Source organism: Williamsia sp. 1138, assembly GCF_002095435.2.
Taxonomy (GTDB): domain Bacteria; phylum Actinomycetota; class Actinomycetes; order Mycobacteriales; family Mycobacteriaceae; genus Williamsia.
In genome coordinates this window covers 51281-68641 of the sequence record NZ_MJEJ02000052.1, presented here as the reverse complement: position 1 = coordinate 68641, position 17361 = coordinate 51281, and the positions used below count along the sequence as shown (strand labels likewise).

The window sequence follows — 17361 nt, the reverse complement described above, 5'->3', positions numbered from 1 at the left end:
GGGCACTCGGGGGCCACTAGAGATGGGGGCACCGTTAGCCGCGGAAACAAGAAGCGGCTAGTTCTGCACTTCGGCACCATCGTGATCGAAAGTGATGCGACGCGTTCCGATGCTGTCGTGGATGTAGATCGACGCCAGTGCCGCGCGGCCCGGTGGAAGCACTCGGACACAGACGTCGCCGTTCTCTGCGGCGCTGAGAGTCTCAGCGATTCTGGCACGAACCGCGCCCTTGACTTCCTCCGGCGTCGCGTCCATGCCGCGGTCATCGATGAGGATGACCTCGACCCCGCGGGTTCTCGCGACGCGGGCTGCGACATCGATGTCCGGGGTGGTCAGCGCGGGCGCCCGCAGCCGGTCACGGAGGTTGGCCTCCACCAATTCAAAGGCCTCGGACTCCTCGGCGGTGAACTGTTCGGCGGTTGCGATGCGTTCCAGCAGTGGACGCGCAACTTCGTCGAGTTGCCGCAGCCGAGCGTCGCGCTCCTCTGCTGCCGCTTGGGCCGCCGACAGAGCCGAAATGCGTGCGGTGGCCGCGTCACGCAGCGCAAAGACCGCTTTTCCGCTGGGCCGCAACGTGAATGAGAGCAGCGTGGCCATTGCCAGCGGCCCGCCATCGATGGCGACCATGACTGCGCCGAACACGAAACCCTGGTCTGTCAAAGCGCCCCACAGCCCGTAGACCATTGCCATGGCCAGCAGCCCCCACCACGCGCTGATCCACCGTCCCCGCACTGACATGAAGCACAGGATCGTGGTGCCGGCTCCGTGGGTCCACGCCTGCAGCGGAACCTCGAGCGGCACGGGCATCACCCACAGCATCAGGGCCGAGGCGATCGCACCGGCCGAGGCCATGCAGATCGTTGCGGGTACGGGCAGCGGATCGCCGGGGACGGTGATGAGTCCGATGGTGCCGGCTGCCAGTACGACGAGCCCAAGCGCGATCGGCCAGAACGTCGTTATCCCCTGCCGTGTTTCGAAAGCCACGATCGTGATGGCGACGATATAGACCGCGACAACACCTTTGGCTGCCGGGGTGTGCATGCCCAGGATCGCCGTGATGTCGCGAGGCGCCTCGCGACTGGTGGTGGTCATCGGGGCCGCGTCCAGGAGATGCCTATCCGGGTTCCGCGTCCGGGGTGGGAGTCGACCGTCGCGCTTCCCCCGTCGAGTACGGCGAGCCGCCCCCGGATGCTCACGGCAATTCCCAGGCGCTGTGGGGGCACGCTGCGGGGGTCGAACCCGACGCCGTCGTCGATGACGTCGACGCGAAGCGAGTCGGCCTCGAGAACGGCCATGACCACTCGGCCGGCGTTGTCGCCGGCGTGGTGGACACTGTTGCGGACCGCTTCTGAGGTGGCCGCCGCGATCGTGAGAACCACCTCCAGCGGATACGACTCCGCGTCGTCGGAGCGGGTGACGTCCAGGGTCACAGTCGGATCGGCGTCAACGACCGCACCACGCAACTGAGCGACCGTCGCATTCGCCGACGGGGCATCCTCCCCAGACGGTTGGCCGTCGTAGTTGTCCATGTCGGCCATGGTGCGTTCGGCTTGCTGCGCCAGTCGCGCGGAGGCGCCCTGGCGTGAGGCGCCGAGCAACGTCGACATCACGCCGTCGTGGGTGAGGGCATCGAACCGTGTTCGCTCCAACGCCCTCGCCTGCGTCGCCGCCGCCTGGGCTGCCGCGGCGTAGGCCGATTCCCTGGTGGCGTCGAGGATCCCCGCAGTACGGATACCCATCACCGCCGCGGCGAACGGGATCATGCAGAAGGCGAAAGACCAGGCGATCTCCGGCAACACCGGGCCATTCAACTCCGGCGCCCGCACCTCGTGGTTGATCAGCTGAACGACGACGGTGACGCCCGCGAGATAGGCGAACGCCCACCGCGCCCGCCACGCGGCCGCCGCGACGATTGCCGGCAGTCCACTGAACTGGGAGAACCACATGCCCCGCTCGCTGGCGATCAGTCCGCCATTCCAAGCCAGCGGCCACAACGCCAACGCGATCACGTATCCGATCGCTGCGATCGCCGCCGTTCTCCGCAGGACCGCGGTGCTGCTCCGGAGGGCGAACGCCCCCATGGCCAGGCCCGTCCCGAAGATCAGGATGAGCGCAGTGATCGTCCACCAGGCGGCCATGACATCCAGCGACTGGCCGATGTTGCCGACGACCAGCACGAGATAGAACAGGTAGCCGCCGCCGACGAAGAGCGAGAACAGCTGAAGAATGCGGTGTCCGGCCGGCTGCGCATCGTCGCCGGTCTCGACTACCGACGGAAACGACGCGGAAGCGGTAACCATCCGTCCTCAATCGCTCGTTTGTACAGATCTGTCTTTGTCGGTGCCGGCCGTCCGGCATCGCGGTACTTGCGGCGGATGCGGTCGACGTAATCGCTGACGGTGTCTGCCGATAAGCCTGTTTCTTTCGCCACCCGTGCGGTCGGTTCGCCTGATGCGTACAACTCCAGCACCTGACGTAGCCGCGGCGACAGATCGACGAATCCCGGATCGGAATCCAGCGCGGCGGCCCAATCCACTGACGCCACTTGCCGTCCGGACCCGGCGACCCGGATCGCTTCCTGGATCTCGGCCTTGCGAGCCGATTTCCGGATGACCCCGAGTACACCCGCCGCCGCGGCTTCGCGTACCAGAAAGGGCTCATCGCCCGACGTGTACACCAGGGACTCGATCCGCGCCTTCCGTAGACGCGTCACATTGGAATGCGGCGACGATCCATCCGCCAACCTCAGGTCCAGTACCGCCAGATCCATGCGATCGACCTTCTGCAACAACTGCTCCACCGTCTCCGCACCCCCGACGAAGGTCATGTTGTCGCCCTCCTCGATGATCGTGCGCAACCCCTCGACGACCGACTCATGGTCGTCGATCACACCCACCCGAAGAATTCCACGACCGCTCACCGAGCAGGCCGCCCACCACAATGCATCTGCACATTCTGACCTACAGCCACAGAAAACGCGCTATTTGGCCGCAATAGCGTTCACTGTCCAGGTTTTCACCTGCACCGGAGGGACTATTACAGGCTCGCACGATCTCTCGCTGTGTTGTGTAATGCGAACATATGGAACTCGAAGCCCGGTACTCAGGTGCTCGGGGGCCGAATTCAGTCACGCCGGATCATTCGTATGTTCGTACTACACAAAGCCATACGTTCGGAGTACGAATAGCCGTGACCTTCTCTGAGACCATGCAACCACCGGCGCCGTGCCGGATTGTGGCTCAGCTCAGGTAGGTGCGATGAATCCGGGTCGTGGTGTCGAACGATTGATGTTTCGAGGCATGGGCGGTGATCTGATCCGGGGGCCGGGTTTCGCGCACCTGCGGGCCACCCAGGCCGACATCTTCGTCTACTTCTCCTATGCCGCGGTCTTCGTGGTGAGCGTCATCCTCAATCTCACGACGTCCTCGTTCGCGATCACCTTGATCCTCTATGGTCTGTGGACCCTGCTGGGTTACGTCTTCATCGCTCTCGGAACCAAACTCGCCCACAACTTCGCGACGTGGGGTATCGCGTTGGTGGCCACGCTGATGTCCCTGGGTGGCGTCTGGGGGTCAATCGCACGACTGTCCACTGACCAAGCCGCTAAGAGATGGACCGGTGAGCACCTCGAAAGTCCCGGCGTCCTCGCACTGCAACTGCTCATCTTCGTGGCACTCGTTGCCGCGTACGGATTCATCACTGTCGTGATGGCACGATTCGTAATCCGGATGTCGAGCACCGTCGCGTTCGCGCCGGCGCCGCCGGGCTCGCCATATTTCCCTCCGCCGGGCCCGCTGCAGCACCACGCCCCGGCACCGAGTCCGCCTGGCTCATTCGCGCCACCTCCGGCCGCACCGCCTCCAGCGAGCCCAGGCGGCGATCCAGCGCCGTTCAGCCTGCTGAAGTCGTCACCGCCACAATCATCTCCTGCCGCACAACCGGCTCAACCAGTTGCCCCGCAGACCCGCGCGGCCGAATCGCCCACCCGCACAATGGTGGTTCCTCCGATACCGCAGCCGAGGACACCCGTCGAGGGTGGCGCGCCGCCGCGCGCAGAGTCGGCGTCGCCAGTGCACGAGGCACCGAACAACCCGCCCGGCCAGGCCCCGATCCCGTTTCACCAGGCACCGCCGCCACCGATCTGGCCATCGCAGCCGCCCACCGGTTGGCAACAACAGCCTCCTGGGTCCACCGCCAATCCGAATGGCATTCTCGGGGCACTCGCCAGTGCCGCGTTTCTGCTCCCTGTCATAGGCGTGTACTGGATCAACGACACTGCGTCGCAGCATCTGGCAGGGACTGCACAAGACGTATTCGGGCCACTGCTCTGGTCGCTCCCGACCTTGGTGCTGGTCGTCGCTGTTCTTGTACGAGCCCGACCAGGGCGTCGACTCGCTGCCACCCTCATCGCGGTTCTCACCCTGGCGCTCATGATCGGGATGAACTATCTCGTCACTTTCGCGGACCTCTCGTCAATCGGATACGACGTGTGGCTGTACGCGATGGCAGTCGTACCACCCGTAGGTGCGGTAACCGCGTGGGGCATCGCTCGACGCCGGGGCGCGCTCTGGTTGTTGGCCGTTCCGCTCTCGACGGGCGCATCTGCCCTGTGGACCTGGATCATCTGGATTTCAGACGAGGGCAACGACTGGGCATATCCGATGCTTCGGCACTGGTGGGGTTTCGCCATCTCTGATCTCTGGCCGGTGATGATGGGAATCCTGCTCGCCTGGATTCTCGATGCGAGCACCCGCTCGCGACCTGACGCGGCCTTCCAGACCGGCGGATACTTCCCGACGCCGCCCCACAGTTACTCCGGCCCTGGGCAACTCGCAGCTTCAGGCCCGCCCGGCGCCGGCGGCCTGTATCCCCAGGCTCCACACTCAGAAGGAAACAACCCGCTGGCCATCTCGGCGCTGTTCAGCAGCTTCGTGTTCGCACCACTCGGTGTCGTGTTCGGCCACCTCGCAATCCATCAGATCGCGAGGACCGGTCAGCGCGGTCGTGGACTCGCCGTCAGCGGGTTGGTCATCGGGTACACACTGACCGCGATTGCGGTGGCGACCTGGATCGTTCTCATCGCAGCGTTCAATTCGACCAACGACAGCATCGCGAGCGCCGACTACGAGACGTCAACTCCCACGACGACGGTGTACACCCCGCCGCTGACGACAGCAGTCGGTACCTCTGGGGTGATCCGGAATGCCGAGGTCGGAGATTGTTTGCACGTTGAGTATCTCGGAACGACGAACACAGACGGCTCGCGCGCACTCAAGGCGACAACGGCCACGTGTTCGACCAGTTACGCCACCAACAAGGTCTCGAGTATCACCGACGATCCGTCAACGTGCGCGGGGCAATGGATCCGAACGGGCAGTGGCAGTTCCGTGGTGGTGCTATGCCTTCTCCAAGGCGGCTGGTAGCTCGAACTGTTAGCAGATCCTGGCCCACGTGGTGGAAATCAGCTGGACTCCCACTTGAACCGCTCTGGGCCTGCCGTTGAGTAGCACTCGTAGTCGGCGAGGATGTCGCCGCTGCCGCATGCCCAGGATTGCCCGTTCGGACCCTTGAAGTACCCGATGTCGCCGTCTCGTTCGGCGATCATCGCTTTCGCGAAGGCGCAGTCGATGTCGCCGCCGGTGATCGTCACTCGTCCGGTCACCCCATCGACTTCTGCCACGCACGCGCCGGACTCGGAGGAGTAGTCGGTATCGATGTCACCGACCAGATCTGGGCAGATGATCTGCAGGCTCTTGGCGTTGAGTTCTGCCATCTCCGGTTGACTGACCGCCATGTCTTCGAGGACCTCGGTCATCGTCGAGCCGCTCTGCTGGGTCAGATCGCAGAGCATCAGCGGATTCACCACGGAGACAATCGGGTATCTGTTGAACAGTGCGCCTACGTCCCTGCCCAGCGCCTCGAAGTCGACGTCGGCGTACTCGGGATTCGACTTGAGGGCCTCGAGGTTTTCCAGGGCAGCGGCTTGAACGTCAGTGGTCAACCCTTCCTGAGACTTCGCCATGTCACACAGCAATTCTGTGTACTCCGCGAAGCCGCCGCTGGGAACTCGGGCGATGACATCCGCATAGTCCTCGGCAACCATCAGATCGACGAAATCCTCGCGCGACGTGCCGGTGGAGTCGGATTCGTACTTCTCGGTCAGGTCGAATTGTTTGTTCGCGAACTCGATGCGGGTGGCCGTGAACTCCTCGACGGACGGGTTCGGCCCGTCATAGGTCGCGCAGCCACCACCGACGAAAGCACCTCGGACGCCGTCGAACCCGAGACCGCGGAACCCTCCCGACCCGGTGCTCCCACATCCCGCCACCAGCACAGCGGCGATCGCCAGCACGAGGATGCTCAGCGCCGCTGTGCGTGAATGCGTGCCGTTCACCGGAACTGTCGAATCAACCGGCCGTAACACGCTTCGCCCGGTAGCCTGGTCAACTGCGACGGTGCGAACTTTGCTGCGGTGCCGGGCGTCAGCCACGAGGCGGGAACGACGGCGGCGCCATTGGATCACCGGTCTCGGGTTCCGGGACCCACAACGGCCAGCCGGCCGGAGCGGGAGGCCAGTGCGCGTCCGGCTGCCACCCCGGCGCGGGTGTCCAGCCGGCAGGAGCGGGAGGCCAGTTCGGTGGTGGGTTGAATCGCATGGCGCCGCCGGGAGAAGGATTCGTGGCCGGCTGACGCAATCCGGCCAGAGCGCTTGTCAACGCCGGTGGCCAACCTGCATTGGTCTTGCGAGCCCAGAGTTCGATGGCACCGAAGATCAACGCAAAGATCAACCATGGGAGGGCTTTACCGATCTGACTGCTCAGATTGCTCGAAGAGTCAGTGCTTGTCTCCCCCGTCGAGTAGCTGATCGAATACTCCGTCGACGACTCCACACCTTGAACCATGAAGATGTAGAGCACAGGAAGGATGAACAGCCCTGCCAGAGCTCCCGCAACGTGCTGCGGTTTGAGCTGAAATCGCATGTGTCTGAGCGTAAAGCGCCGCAGGTCCGCGGCCTATCATACGATCGGATCACAGTAGTCGGCGAAGCCAACCGAGGACGCCGCCGGCGTCGACGACGTCGTCACCGGCCACGCGCCGATTGATCGCGTCGACATCGTAGAACGCCTCAGCCCTGGCACGAATCGCCTCCACCGCCTCGTTGCCCGGCTCGACCAAGTTCGGACGCTCACTCCCCACCAACCGAGTCCGGAGACTGGCCATGCGCGCGGATTCCTCGTCACGCAGCGCTAGACGAGCCGAGGTCTCCTGTTGCCGCCTGAGTCTTTCATCCACAGCGCGTGCATGTTTGGCAGCATCTTCGAGTATCTTGACCCGTTCGTCGAGCTTCTTCCGGCGGGCGTCCAGCCACACTCTGCCATCTGACACAGCTTGTTGGTCCGACGCTCGCCGGGACGGCTTCAGCTTGGTGATCAGCTCCTGCATCGCGCTGGCCTCGACCGCGGATGACGCGATCCAGAACAGATCGGCGGTGAAGTCGACGTCGCCGAGCCACCCGCCGGTTGCTGCTTCCGACGAGGTGATCACCGAGACCGCCGACCGTGCTTTCTCGACGAGCTTGCGGTCCTTTTTGTCACACTCCGAGACTTCTGCAGAGGTAACGAGATACCCCGACTCCACCAGAAGCCTTTTGTCGGAGGCGTGTTCATTCTCCAGGCCTTCACGAAGCCACGCGCCGGCGGCAAGGACGATCATCGCGAGGAATGCCCCGGCGAGCAGGAAGCCGAGGTGCAGCATCGAAGCCGCTACCACCGCGGCAGCCACGCACACGGCCGCCACAACGCCGGCCGCACCCGGACTCGACACGACCGTGAGCACCGGCCGATTCCGCGGCCGCGGGGCGCCGACGGCGTAGTACTCGTACCGATCGCCCACCGGGTCAGAGCTCATCAACGGTGATGAGGCCGTCTTGCAGAGCCCGCGCCAGCAGCGCGGCCTTGGTGTTGGCCGGACGACCCGCGGCGTCGTACTTGCCGCGGATACGGGCAATGTGGGTGCTGACCGTCGCGGCACCGATGAACAGCGCGCGGCCGGCCTCCTCTTTGGTATCGCAGATCAACCAGGTCCGCAGGACCTCGACCTCGCGCTCGCTCAACGTCGGCCTGGTGGCCCGGGCTGTCTCGTCCATTGTGTACATCACGGATCCGATCTCTTCTTCGTCGACAGCCGGGAAGCGGCCGTCAGCAACGAGGCGAACCTAGCGAGGGGGTCTGACAATGAAATCCGTTGCGCGACTGGTGATTATACTTACACGCATGTCTTTTCGAACGCATGGTCGAGCGGTGCGGTTGATGGCCCATCAATGTCAGACCCCCTCGCTACCCTTTCCCCACCGACAACAGAGAGGGAGGTGCCTGATGTCCAACATCTTCGACTTCGACGCTTCCGCCGCCGATGGATGGGCAGCATTCCGTGATGAGCTGACGACCCGGCTGACCGGACTGCAGGCCTCCGACACGGTACGGGTGAGTGCGCCGAACGCCGCCCTGGATGGCAGCGGGCCTGCTGTCCTCTTCACAGTCACCGACGACGATGAGGTGCGGTGCGTACTCGGTCCGACCCTGCTCGGACTGGAACGCGAGATCGACGACGCCGAACTCTCCCTGCTGATGGAGCTCGAGTGGGACTCGATCTGCGAGGACGAGTGCGAGGTCGAGCGGCCGCGCGACGAGATCGAGGTGGTGGTGAACGCGGCCACCGTAGTGATGCAGGAGCTGTGGCAGGTGGTGCACCCGGCATTCCTGCTCACGGTCCACGAGACACCCCCGTCCACGCCTATCCTCGCTGTTCAGCCGACCGGCCAGGCGCATTTACGGGCGCTCGTCAACGACGCGGTCGAGCGGATGACCGGGTCCGCGCCCAACAAGGACGACGGCGGGGACATCATCTTCACCGTCAACGAGGAGACGTCGTGGCTGTGCGTCGATGCCGAGGATCCGGTGATCGAGATGTTCGCCAATCTCGCTGTCGACGTGCAGGACTCGGCGACGGTGAGCGAAGCCCTGATGGCCTACTCGTGTAAGTGGCCAGACATCAGGTTCGTTCTGCGCGAGAACCACGTCCGGGTGTCGATCCGGATGGACGCGACGGTCTTCACCGATGCGGTGCTGCGGTCGACGCTGATCAAGTGGTTCAATTTCCTCACCGCTGGGTCGAGTGAGGTCGCGAAGGTCGTCGCTCAGGCCACCCCGGACGTCGAGGTGACCGACGGAGGGTTGCCGGCCGGTTTGATGGTGATCTTGCAGCTCGACGACACCGACCACGGTCCCCTGTCGCCCCACGAGATCGCGACCATCTGCAACTTCGATCGGGACGACATCCTCCAGTACCTGCGGGTGAGCGAGGAGCAGGAATTGTCCTGGCGCAGTTCTATCTACGACGCGCTCGTTCGCGAAGACGAAGAAGAGGCGGCTGCTTGCGAGCACGAGGAGAAGGCGTGGTCGGCGACGGTCAAGAGCCTCCGGGAGGCGTTGCGGTTGGTGGTGCTGACGAGTCGGCTCGATGAGGTCAGGTAGGACGCTTCGACGCTCGCCACATCGTGGTCAGGGTGCCACTCCCAAATCGTCGCAGGAGAACGCGTTGGCGTGTGCGTCCCAGCTGTAGCTGAAGGTCGTATCAGGGACATTATCCGACCCGTTCGGTTGCCACTGACCACCGCTGAACAGGTAGTAGTTCTCTTCCCTGCGACCTCCACCCGGTACCGGCGACCCTTCCTGTGTGGCGGCGGTCAGCCGGTTCACCGTGAGTTCACCGGGCGCGCGGCATGCGATCGAGTCCTGGCGGCCGTGAGATGACCCCAGGTACCAGATGCCCTCTGTCTTCAGACCGGTGCGGTCGGCGGTAGGTGGCTGGGGCAGAGCCACCAACTCATTTCCATCCCAGCTGACGACCGCGAATTGTTCGGCGTTGCCGCCACCTTGAACCAAGTGGACCGCGATATCCGCACCCTGCGCGCGACTCAGAGCGAAAGCGCCACGGTAGATCTCGGCCGGATCGGTATACACCTGGCTACCGGACGACGCCGGCTGGACCCACTCGTACCGCTCACCGTTGATACCCGCGATGACCTGAACACCGCCGGGGCCATACGCAATCCCGACCTGATCAGTGGCACCATCACCATCGACGTCCACATCGGCGACATACTGACATCCCGTCGTCCCCTCGCACGGATCAATCGGCGGAGCGGCGTCGGCGGTCACGGATCCGCCGGCACTGGGGCCTGCGTCGCCGGCAACCACCGTTCCGGCGGAACCGTCCACGCTCTGCGTGCATCCGGTGATGGCCAGGCAGAATGCAGCAGCGGCGAGGACCGGGAGCAAGCGATGTGTCATGAGTCGAACAACTCCTGTCATGGGGCAAATCCGATGTAGACGGCTTCGGTCACCGACACCGGGCGGACGTTGGCATCAGGTCCCCCGACCTGCACGACCCACCCTGAACCGGTGCGTTCGATCGGATCCGCGCCTTGCGCCGCCCACACGAAGACCTGGTCTCGCGGGGCACCGCAGCTGTAGGGCGCTGACCACCCCGGCCGGCCGCCTCCGGGCGCGACGCCCCGGTTCTTGACGTAACGGCACTGGGTGCCGTCAGCGAGGACCAGTCCCAGTGGGACTTCGGGTGATGTGGCCACGGGTTTCGCTCCGGGCAGTGGCTTTGTCGGAGCCACCAGGCTCAGCGTTTTGGTGAACGGGTCGGTGACACACAGGACGTAGTTCGACCCCACGGTCGGAGCGCACGGTCCTTGCCCGTCTCCGGACGAACCTGAGCACCAATAGATCCCGTCATCGACGACGCCGGGGACGCTCGCGGCGTCGCAGCCGAAGTAGCCGTAACTGTTGCGGGTGGTGTCTTTGAGCCACCCTGGCGCCGTTCCTCCCGATCGGGTGAACGGCCGTTCGATCGTCGACGCGGTCGCTCCCGTGCGACCAGATCCCGGCACGCAGCGGCACACCACCATCGAGGTGATGATTGCCGTGCTGCCGGCACCGTTGGCCCCGATGCGGTACCCGATGTCGCTGTCCGGTTGAGCCGCGAACACGAGGCTGCGGCCGGAGCCGTCGGTCGTGTCGGTGACAGGGTCGCCGTAGAGGTTGATGGCGTCAGCGACGGTGTCACCCAGCGTCAAGCCATCGATGGTCCGCGCGGTGTCCCCCGGGTTGATCTCCTGCAGTGAGCCGTCGGGACCAAAGATCCATTCGCAGTCGGCCCAGACGATGATCGTCTGATCGCCGCGCCGAGTCCCACCGGCCGGGAAGTCGTTGTGCAGGGACCTGATATCCGCCAAAGTCTGGCCCAAAGTGATGCCCTGCAGGGTGTCACCGTTGAGTGCGCTTGCCGAGGCGTCGGAGTTCTGGGTGGCGAGCAGACGTGCCTCGAGCTGAGCCGGGTTCGCGGCGGTCACAAACACACCGCCGGTGGCGTCAGCGATGCACTTCAGGTCCGCCGAGGCCTGTCCCTGCGTTTTGAACCCGACCGTCGAGATCTCCAGCTCGGGATGGTCGAATTTTAGTTGACGTGCGACCTCACACGGAGGGTCAGCGCAGATGTCCTCGCCGTCGGAAATCAGCACGATCGCTGCTGCTGTGTCGGTCGGCAGCACGGCCGCTGCCCGTCGCAGTGATTCGGCGATCGGGGTATAGCCACGTGGCACAAGCTCATTGATCGCGGCGTGTGAACCCGCCACATCAAGCGCACCCAGCGGGACAATCTCCGTCACATCGAGGCAGCCGGCACCGTACTCGGCCGGGCTGTTCCCGGTGCCGGTCCCGTAGGTGAGGATCGCCAACTCGGAATCGGCAGGCAGGGCATCAACCAGAGTGTTCGCCGCCCGCTTCGCGGCATCTATCCGCAATCCAGGTGCATCGTCGGTCAGCATCGAGTCGGAAGCATCGATCACCAGCGCGGTCGGCGGGATGTCGGCGGTGATCTTCGGTGCCACGTTCGACTGATCAGGCACCGCTTGGCCAGGATCTGCGGACGTGCATGCCGACAACAGCAGGATGACGATCGCCGCAAGCGTCAACCACATCACGCGTTTCGGGCGCACGGGCAGCAGCGGACGCGTAATCACTAGCCGACGCTAACAACCTGACCAGCCCACCGATATCGTCTGATCGTACGAGCGGACCCTAGAATTATCTGGCGCAGTTCGATCTACGACGTCTTCGCGCTGAACATCAGGTCAGCGATGGAAGCGCGTCTGCGCTTGGCTATGCCACGGCGCTGCCACTCTCGCGTGCTATACCTTTCAGGCATCGAATCGCGATCCGCGACAAGGTTTCCCACCAACATGTCTCGGCGCACCCCGTCCAACGAGCCGTACCGCGGGGCGTGTGCACCCCCTCAGCTTTTCCTCGACAGAGAGTTGCCCCATGAACACACGACCGTCACCGTCACCGTCGCACGATTCGAATGCTGATCAGCCGACTCGGCGACCGCACCGGAAGACCAGGCGGTCGTGGATGGTCAGCGGTATTGGCGCGGCCGTCCTACTGCTCGGGGTCGCCGGAGTGGCCGGCTGCTCAGACGACAAGGAAGCCACCACCACGACCACGTCATCGGCCTCGACGGTCACCGTCGCGCCGAGCACCGTGACGGTTCAGCCGACGACAACGACCAACGCCGAGACAGCAGCACCGGCGCCGGTCGCACCGACAACGACAACCGCAGCACCTGCGGGCGGCATCATGCCGGCGGTGGTGTGCATGAATCTTCAGGCCGCACAGAACCTCATCCAGGACAACGGAGTCTTCTATTCCCGAAGCGAAGACGCTACCGGCGAGGGACGCATGCAGGTGAACGACAGCAACTGGGTCGTTGTGAGCCAGTCTCCAGAACCGGGTGTCGCGATCACCGAAGGTGACGCGGTGTTGTCCGTCGTGAAGATCGGTGAGACGAGCGCGTGCTGATCGGGACGGTGCCGACTCGGCCTGCATAGCTGGTCTCCGGCCTCACTAAGCGATAACCGGTAGCTCTCTTGCCTTGGCGACGGCCGCGCTGCGGGTAGCTCGCAGGGTTGGCCGGAAGGGGCTGCTCGCGCCATCGATGTTCAGCGGTAGATCGACGGTCTCGATCAGCTGGTCCTCCAGGAGCCAAGGCTCGGGGTGGATGATCCACGAAACAAATGCGTTGTGGGCCATCCACTCCGACAGCCGAGCTTCGCCGTCACCGAACTTCATTCGTTCTCTGGGGCCGAATCGTCTGAGGTGTAAACCCAACTCTTCGGACATCAAGCATCCCAGTGACTTTCGCAGTGTGGAGACCGAGGCGTCCCCTGCGTAGTGCAGTTTGATCCGCCGACGGATATTCTGTTTGTTGGCTACCCCGGCCGAAGACGGTTTGCTCGGACTGATCCCGGCATAAAGCAGCACGAGTCCGTCGTCACGGTGGATGCAGTTCGAGACGTCGATGTCTGCGGGCAAGGTCTTGAACCACCAGCCGTAGACGCCCGGCTGAGGTGGAACGGGATACGGTTTCACGAGTACTTCCTCGCGGCGATAGGTGCGGGCCGCGAGGTAGTGCTCGAGATAGTCCTGCTGGTTCATGCGTTCTCACCGTATCGGCCAGGACCGATGAATGATGCGGTTCGAGGAACCTCATAAAGGTGCCGGGCCGTGCATCGCGTCGCCATGAGCCCTCAATTGTGCAGGCAACCACGCGTCGCCGGAATCGATACTTTTGCAAACGATCGTCGTTGCGACCGGCCGGCGATGCGCGGTGTCACCGTGCTCGAATAACCTCAGCGCAAGTGATCGATGCGAGAAAGGCACACGATGGTCGACAGCGACGAAAACATAGTTCCGGTTTGGACCCTGGCCACCCAGGACGTCACGGTGCCTACGCTCGTGGCCGACCTATCTATGACCCCCGAGCGCCTCAACGAGTTGCGAACTGTCCTCGCGGCGATGGCCGATTCACCAGTCGCCACCTTGGAGGCACATCCGCTCCCTCCGAAGGTTGACCGAAGCCTGGGCATCCACTTGGACAGCGCGAGCCCGTTGGCCACGCACCTCACGCAGCTGATTGGTCAGACGTCGAAGGCCAGCTCCGCAACCGCCGACATCGGCGGCGAAGTCCTCTACAAGATGGTCGTTCCCGCGAAGTTCGCAGCCAAGGTTGGTGCCGGGGTAGTCAATCCCATGGCCTCAAAAACAGTTGCCGGTGGTGTACACAGCGCCTTGATGGGTTCGACCGGCATTGCAGGGCAGGCGGCCTTCGTTCCCGTCGCTGGCCAAGCTGCGGCCGCCGGCGCCGCAGGTGGGTCAGCGGCCACCGCGGGGGTTACCGTTGCGAGTGCCGGTGCGCTGACTGTGGCGGCTCCGCTGGTATTCATGGCCGTTGCTGTCGGTGTCAGTGCGCACGCCGACCACAGGCGTCAACAGGCACTCGAGAAGATCACCGTCCTGCTCGAGAAACTTCACGACGATGCGCTTCAACGTGAGCGGAGCGTCCTCAACGGTTGCCGCGACGCCATCGACAAGGCGACCGGCATCTTGCTCGACCAGGGACGGGTTGGAGTTTCTATTGGACTGGATTCGGCCGTGCACGCCATCAGCATCGGGCTGGCCGATGCAGAAGCGCGCTTGAAGAACTGGGAGAAGGGTCTAGCCGGACTGCAGAACGGACGGGCAGAGCTGAATCCGTTGCGCAAAGCGTTCAGTGGAATCGATGAGGAGGGAGGTGAGTTCCGCGCTCACCTCGAGCTCGCCGAGCTCGCCATTGCACTCAAGAGGCGAGTGATCGTTCTTCAGGCCGTTGAGCACGCGCAGGCGGACCCCGGCAATCCTTTCAACAACTTCGTCCGATCACTCGCGAGCGACCAAAAACGGGTCAATGAACTGGAATCGAGGATTGCGGCAGTGCTGACGGGTCTGTCCCAGCTCAAACTAGATCGCTCCCACGGCGTGCGCGACTTCATGTTCACCGCGGGCGACGTCGACGCGCTGCTCCGCGCCAGCTTTCTGCTGCGCGACTTGGAACCGGCCGTTACCGCAGCCAGCCTTCAGCCGGACGTCGCGATCGAGATCGTCCGCGAACTGGACGGATCGGTTGTCGTCTTCCCTGCGCTTGCAGCATGAAAGTCGTTCACACCGAACCAACCCCAATGCATAGGAGCGAGGATGGCCAACGGTCGCAATGCCGATCCCGCGGTCGTCGCTGACAAGATGTCGCGTATTCGTGACGCACACGTCGCACCGCTGAACCGTCTTGCCGACAACATTGCCGACTCGCAGGGGCTTCCACGAGGTCACGTCCCCTACGTCGACCCCGACCAGGGCGGAGTGAAAGCGCGGTTACTGGTTCTCCTCGACAATCCATCGACGAAAGCAGAGGCCGGAACCGGCTCCGGTCTACTGAGCCTCGATAACAACGATCGAACCGCCCGCAACTGCCGCGAGGCATACGCGCGGCACAACGTGTCGTGGTCTGACGTAGTTCACTGGAACGTGGTCCCCTTCCCTGTCGCTGGAGCTAAGAATGGCGGGTCGACGCCTGCGGAGCGCTCTCAAGCCGCGCAGTGGACTGAGCAGTTTGTGGATCTGTGTCCTCGCGTCGAGTTCGTCTTGCTGCTTGGGGTCGCTGCACGGGACGGATGGGACCGCGCCACGATCGATCGCGACATTCTCGTTCTTCCCGGGAAGATCCCCCACTGCTCAGATCGTGGGCTCAATTCCGCTGGCGGACGGGAAAGATTCGAATCGGCTGTCGCGCAGGCATCAACGCTGCTCAACGACTAGCGCTACTGCGTAACGAGGCGGTGTTGACGACCTTAGAATCTAGCGAACGCCTACGCCGAGGTCCTTGAGCGCGTTCACGAGCGGCTTCATCGTCGAATCCCTAACGTTCCCAGCAGCGATCAACAACTCCCGCGCTGCAGCGGCGACCGCTTGAGCATCTTGTCCGAGCAGGCCGTCGAACCGCTCGTCGAGAAGCCATGAAGCGTCCGTGGACGCATGCGCGGCCACCGCGTCCAAGAAAATCTCCATCTGCCGGACACGGTCGGCGGTGTCCGATCCCTGGCAACTGATCCAGTCCAACTGACTACTCCAAAGCAGCTTGCGGGTCGGGTCGTCGGAGACATCCAAGAATGTTCCGAACTCGCCCGCCAAATTGTTGGCCTTGCGGAACTCATCAACCTCCAAAGTCAGGCGGGACACATTGTCGTCGGTCAGCGATGCGCCAACGACGAGCAGGTGCTTTGTCAGAAGCATCGATTGCAAGAGCGAACCGGCCGGCTTGGCGGTCGCGTCGAAGGTCACGAACCGTCGGCGAGTAAGCACAATCGACTCGGGCCGTTTGACGTCTCCATGCATCTTCAGAATCCACGATCGTTCCGGCGCAGCCTTTTCCCGTGGTAGAATGCTGATCGGCCCGTTCCCTGCCGCTTGCACCGCCTTTTCGTAGAGCTGGTCGTAGTTGGTCGTGACGACCTCCGTGCATCCCAGCCCGGCCAGCAGCGCGTGCGCCAACGACGGCGTTGTGACTTTCGAAACGATGTCTGCGACCTTCACTCCAAGGTCAGGCATCAGCTTCTCCAGCAATTGCGCCTGATCGAGCGCGGGGAAGTTCGCCAAGTCCGGAACCTCGACCGTCGAACGCTCTGCGAGCTCATTGAGCAACTCACCCCACCCGGGTAGACCCGCCCCGATGCTCACACCGGCGCCCAGGAACAACGCGAGGTGGCCCTGCTGCGCCAGCCTGCCTAGCTTGACCGCGTCCTGCACCTCGGCATCATTCAAAGGCCAGCGGTACTGCTCTCGTCGGTGGTGTTGGGCTGCACTGAACATCGCGCGATCAGGTGTCACCAGCACGACGTCGATGCTGAGCTCGGCCGCATTCACGGTCAGCGTCTCGATGAGTTGCGCCAGGACGTCGCCTTTGCTGGAATCCATTCCCCCACCGCTGGTCGCAAGCACCGGAACAGTGACGCGGAGCCGTTTGCGTCCCTTGCCAATCACCGGGTCGGACTCCGCGATTGCGGACAACGCCGCCGCCACACGGGTGGTCAACAGGCCCTGCTCACCAGACGCGATGTCGCCGACATCGATGAACCAGACCTTGCCGTTGTTGGCACTCGGTTCGAACCCACGGCCCGGCCACTCTTTGGGCCGTGCCGGCTCCGCCGACTCACCGACGATCCCTTCCCACGCAGAGGTCACATGGAAGGCAGTGTCGGTCGGAATGATCGCCACATCGTGAGCGATAGCTTCGAGGCGTCCTAGAACGACGAACAGATGGCCAGTACTCGCAGTCACTGGACGAAACTACCGTGCTCACCGAACGTTGTCTCAGAACACCCTTCGAACTCACGGATCCGCCACCGGCTGAGATGACGTCGCC

At 63.7% G+C, this 17361-nt stretch carries 16 protein-coding genes; 5 read left to right on the top strand and 11 right to left on the bottom strand.

Annotated features, from left to right (window positions below; all coding sequences use genetic code 11):
- Positions 1-57: 57 nt before the first annotated feature.
- The 3 genes from BH683_RS23815 to BH683_RS23805 are packed head-to-tail and all read right to left on the bottom strand — an operon-like array spanning position 58 to position 2920.
- Positions 58-1092 carry a hypothetical protein gene (locus BH683_RS23815; protein ID WP_084838774.1) on the bottom strand — a complete coding sequence of 345 codons (1035 nt, stop codon included), beginning with the start codon at positions 1090-1092 and terminating at the stop codon, positions 58-60.
- A complete protein-coding gene (locus BH683_RS23810) occupies positions 1089-2300 on the bottom strand; it encodes an ATP-binding protein (RefSeq protein ID WP_084838773.1) in 1212 nt (403 codons plus the stop codon). The genes BH683_RS23815 and BH683_RS23810 overlap by 4 nt, the downstream gene beginning before the upstream one ends.
- Positions 2267-2920: a response regulator transcription factor gene (locus tag BH683_RS23805; RefSeq protein ID WP_084838772.1), complete on the bottom strand. Its 654-nt coding sequence runs from the start codon at positions 2918-2920 to the stop codon at positions 2267-2269. Before BH683_RS23805 ends, BH683_RS23810 begins: the two co-directional genes overlap by 34 nt.
- Before the next feature lie 379 nt (positions 2921-3299).
- On the opposite strand from BH683_RS23805, the gene BH683_RS29090 reads away from it, so the two are divergent.
- The gene (locus tag BH683_RS29090) at positions 3300-5423 is read left to right on the top strand and encodes a DUF4190 domain-containing protein (protein WP_084838771.1); all 2124 of its coding nucleotides are present in this window, start codon (positions 3300-3302) and stop codon (positions 5421-5423) included.
- Positions 5424-5461: 38 nt separating this feature from the next.
- On the opposite strand, the gene BH683_RS23795 is transcribed toward BH683_RS29090, so the two are convergent.
- The 4 genes from BH683_RS23795 to BH683_RS23780 all read right to left on the bottom strand — a co-directional run bounded on the left by BH683_RS23795 (position 5462) and on the right by BH683_RS23780 (position 8155).
- On the bottom strand, positions 5462-6394 hold the full coding sequence (locus BH683_RS23795) for a hypothetical protein (RefSeq protein ID WP_084838770.1): 933 nt from the start codon (positions 6392-6394) through the stop codon (positions 5462-5464).
- Between the two features lie 88 nt (positions 6395-6482).
- The gene (locus BH683_RS28855) at positions 6483-6980 is read right to left on the bottom strand and encodes a hypothetical protein (RefSeq protein WP_094647714.1); all 498 of its coding nucleotides are present in this window, start codon (positions 6978-6980) and stop codon (positions 6483-6485) included.
- Between the two features lie 49 nt (positions 6981-7029).
- Entirely contained in the window at positions 7030-7908 is an 879-nt protein-coding gene (locus BH683_RS23785; RefSeq protein ID WP_168187109.1) for a hypothetical protein, read from the bottom strand.
- Positions 7898-8155 (bottom strand): LuxR C-terminal-related transcriptional regulator, encoded by a 258-nt coding sequence (locus BH683_RS23780; protein WP_084838768.1) that lies wholly within the window; start codon positions 8153-8155, stop codon positions 7898-7900. The genes BH683_RS23785 and BH683_RS23780 overlap by 11 nt, the downstream gene beginning before the upstream one ends.
- A 220-nt stretch (positions 8156-8375) precedes the next feature.
- Here BH683_RS23780 and BH683_RS23775 point away from each other — a divergent pair, with 220 nt between their 5' ends.
- Complete coding sequence (locus tag BH683_RS23775) at positions 8376-9533, top strand: hypothetical protein (RefSeq protein ID WP_084838767.1); 1158 nt, start codon at positions 8376-8378, stop codon at positions 9531-9533.
- A 27-nt stretch (positions 9534-9560) separates the two neighbouring features.
- Here the strand turns inward: BH683_RS23775 and BH683_RS23770 are convergent, their stop codons facing one another.
- Together BH683_RS23770 and BH683_RS23765 are read right to left on the bottom strand one after the other, a co-directional pair.
- On the bottom strand, positions 9561-10352 hold the full coding sequence (locus BH683_RS23770; protein WP_084838766.1) for a hypothetical protein: 792 nt from the start codon (positions 10350-10352) through the stop codon (positions 9561-9563).
- Positions 10353-10369: 17 nt separating this feature from the next.
- A complete protein-coding gene (locus BH683_RS23765) occupies positions 10370-12091 on the bottom strand; it encodes a VWA domain-containing protein (protein WP_143696121.1) in 1722 nt (573 codons plus the stop codon).
- A 391-nt stretch (positions 12092-12482) separates the two neighbouring features.
- On the opposite strand from BH683_RS23765, the gene BH683_RS23760 reads away from it, so the two are divergent.
- Positions 12483-12929, top strand: coding sequence for a PASTA domain-containing protein (locus BH683_RS23760; protein ID WP_084838973.1), 447 nt, complete (start codon positions 12483-12485; stop codon positions 12927-12929).
- Positions 12930-12974: 45 nt separating this feature from the next.
- Here BH683_RS23760 and BH683_RS23755 read toward each other — a convergent pair whose 3' ends face one another.
- Positions 12975-13565, bottom strand: a complete 591-nt coding sequence (locus BH683_RS23755; protein ID WP_084838764.1) for a GIY-YIG nuclease family protein — start codon at positions 13563-13565, stop codon at positions 12975-12977.
- Positions 13566-13793: 228 nt separating this feature from the next.
- On the opposite strand from BH683_RS23755, the gene BH683_RS23750 reads away from it, so the two are divergent.
- Positions 13794-15098, top strand: coding sequence for a hypothetical protein (locus BH683_RS23750; RefSeq protein WP_084838763.1), 1305 nt, complete (start codon positions 13794-13796; stop codon positions 15096-15098).
- A gap of 42 nt (positions 15099-15140) precedes the next feature.
- Entirely contained in the window at positions 15141-15758 is a 618-nt protein-coding gene (locus tag BH683_RS23745; protein WP_084838762.1) for a uracil-DNA glycosylase, read from the top strand.
- A 39-nt stretch (positions 15759-15797) separates the two neighbouring features.
- Here BH683_RS23745 and BH683_RS23740 read toward each other — a convergent pair whose 3' ends face one another.
- Positions 15798-17276, bottom strand: coding sequence for an SIR2 family protein (locus BH683_RS23740; RefSeq protein ID WP_143696120.1), 1479 nt, complete (start codon positions 17274-17276; stop codon positions 15798-15800).
- Positions 17277-17361: the final 85 nt, after the last annotated feature.

Bases quoted from the DNA above. Each gene is read 5' to 3' on its own strand.
- BH683_RS29090 (WP_084838771.1), top strand. From the start codon at position 3,300: ATGGGCGGTGATCTGATCCGGGGGCCGGGTTTCGCGCACCTGCGGGCC.
- BH683_RS23745 (WP_084838762.1), top strand. From the start codon at position 15,141: ATGGCCAACGGTCGCAATGCCGATCCCGCGGTCGTCGCTGACAAGATG.
- BH683_RS23755 (WP_084838764.1), bottom strand. From the start codon at position 13,565: ATGAACCAGCAGGACTATCTCGAGCACTACCTCGCGGCCCGCACCTAT.
- BH683_RS23810 (WP_084838773.1), bottom strand. From the start codon at position 2,300: ATGGTTACCGCTTCCGCGTCGTTTCCGTCGGTAGTCGAGACCGGCGAC.
- BH683_RS23780 (WP_084838768.1), bottom strand. From the start codon at position 8,155: ATGTACACAATGGACGAGACAGCCCGGGCCACCAGGCCGACGTTGAGC.
- BH683_RS28855 (WP_094647714.1), bottom strand. From the start codon at position 6,980: ATGCGATTTCAGCTCAAACCGCAGCACGTTGCGGGAGCTCTGGCAGGG.
- BH683_RS23815 (WP_084838774.1), bottom strand. From the start codon at position 1,092: ATGACCACCACCAGTCGCGAGGCGCCTCGCGACATCACGGCGATCCTG.
- BH683_RS23760 (WP_084838973.1), top strand. From the start codon at position 12,483: ATGGTCAGCGGTATTGGCGCGGCCGTCCTACTGCTCGGGGTCGCCGGA.
- BH683_RS23775 (WP_084838767.1), top strand. From the start codon at position 8,376: ATGTCCAACATCTTCGACTTCGACGCTTCCGCCGCCGATGGATGGGCA.
- BH683_RS23770 (WP_084838766.1), bottom strand. From the start codon at position 10,352: ATGACACATCGCTTGCTCCCGGTCCTCGCCGCTGCTGCATTCTGCCTG.
- BH683_RS23785 (WP_168187109.1), bottom strand. From the start codon at position 7,908: ATGAGCTCTGACCCGGTGGGCGATCGGTACGAGTACTACGCCGTCGGC.
- BH683_RS23750 (WP_084838763.1), top strand. From the start codon at position 13,794: ATGGTCGACAGCGACGAAAACATAGTTCCGGTTTGGACCCTGGCCACC.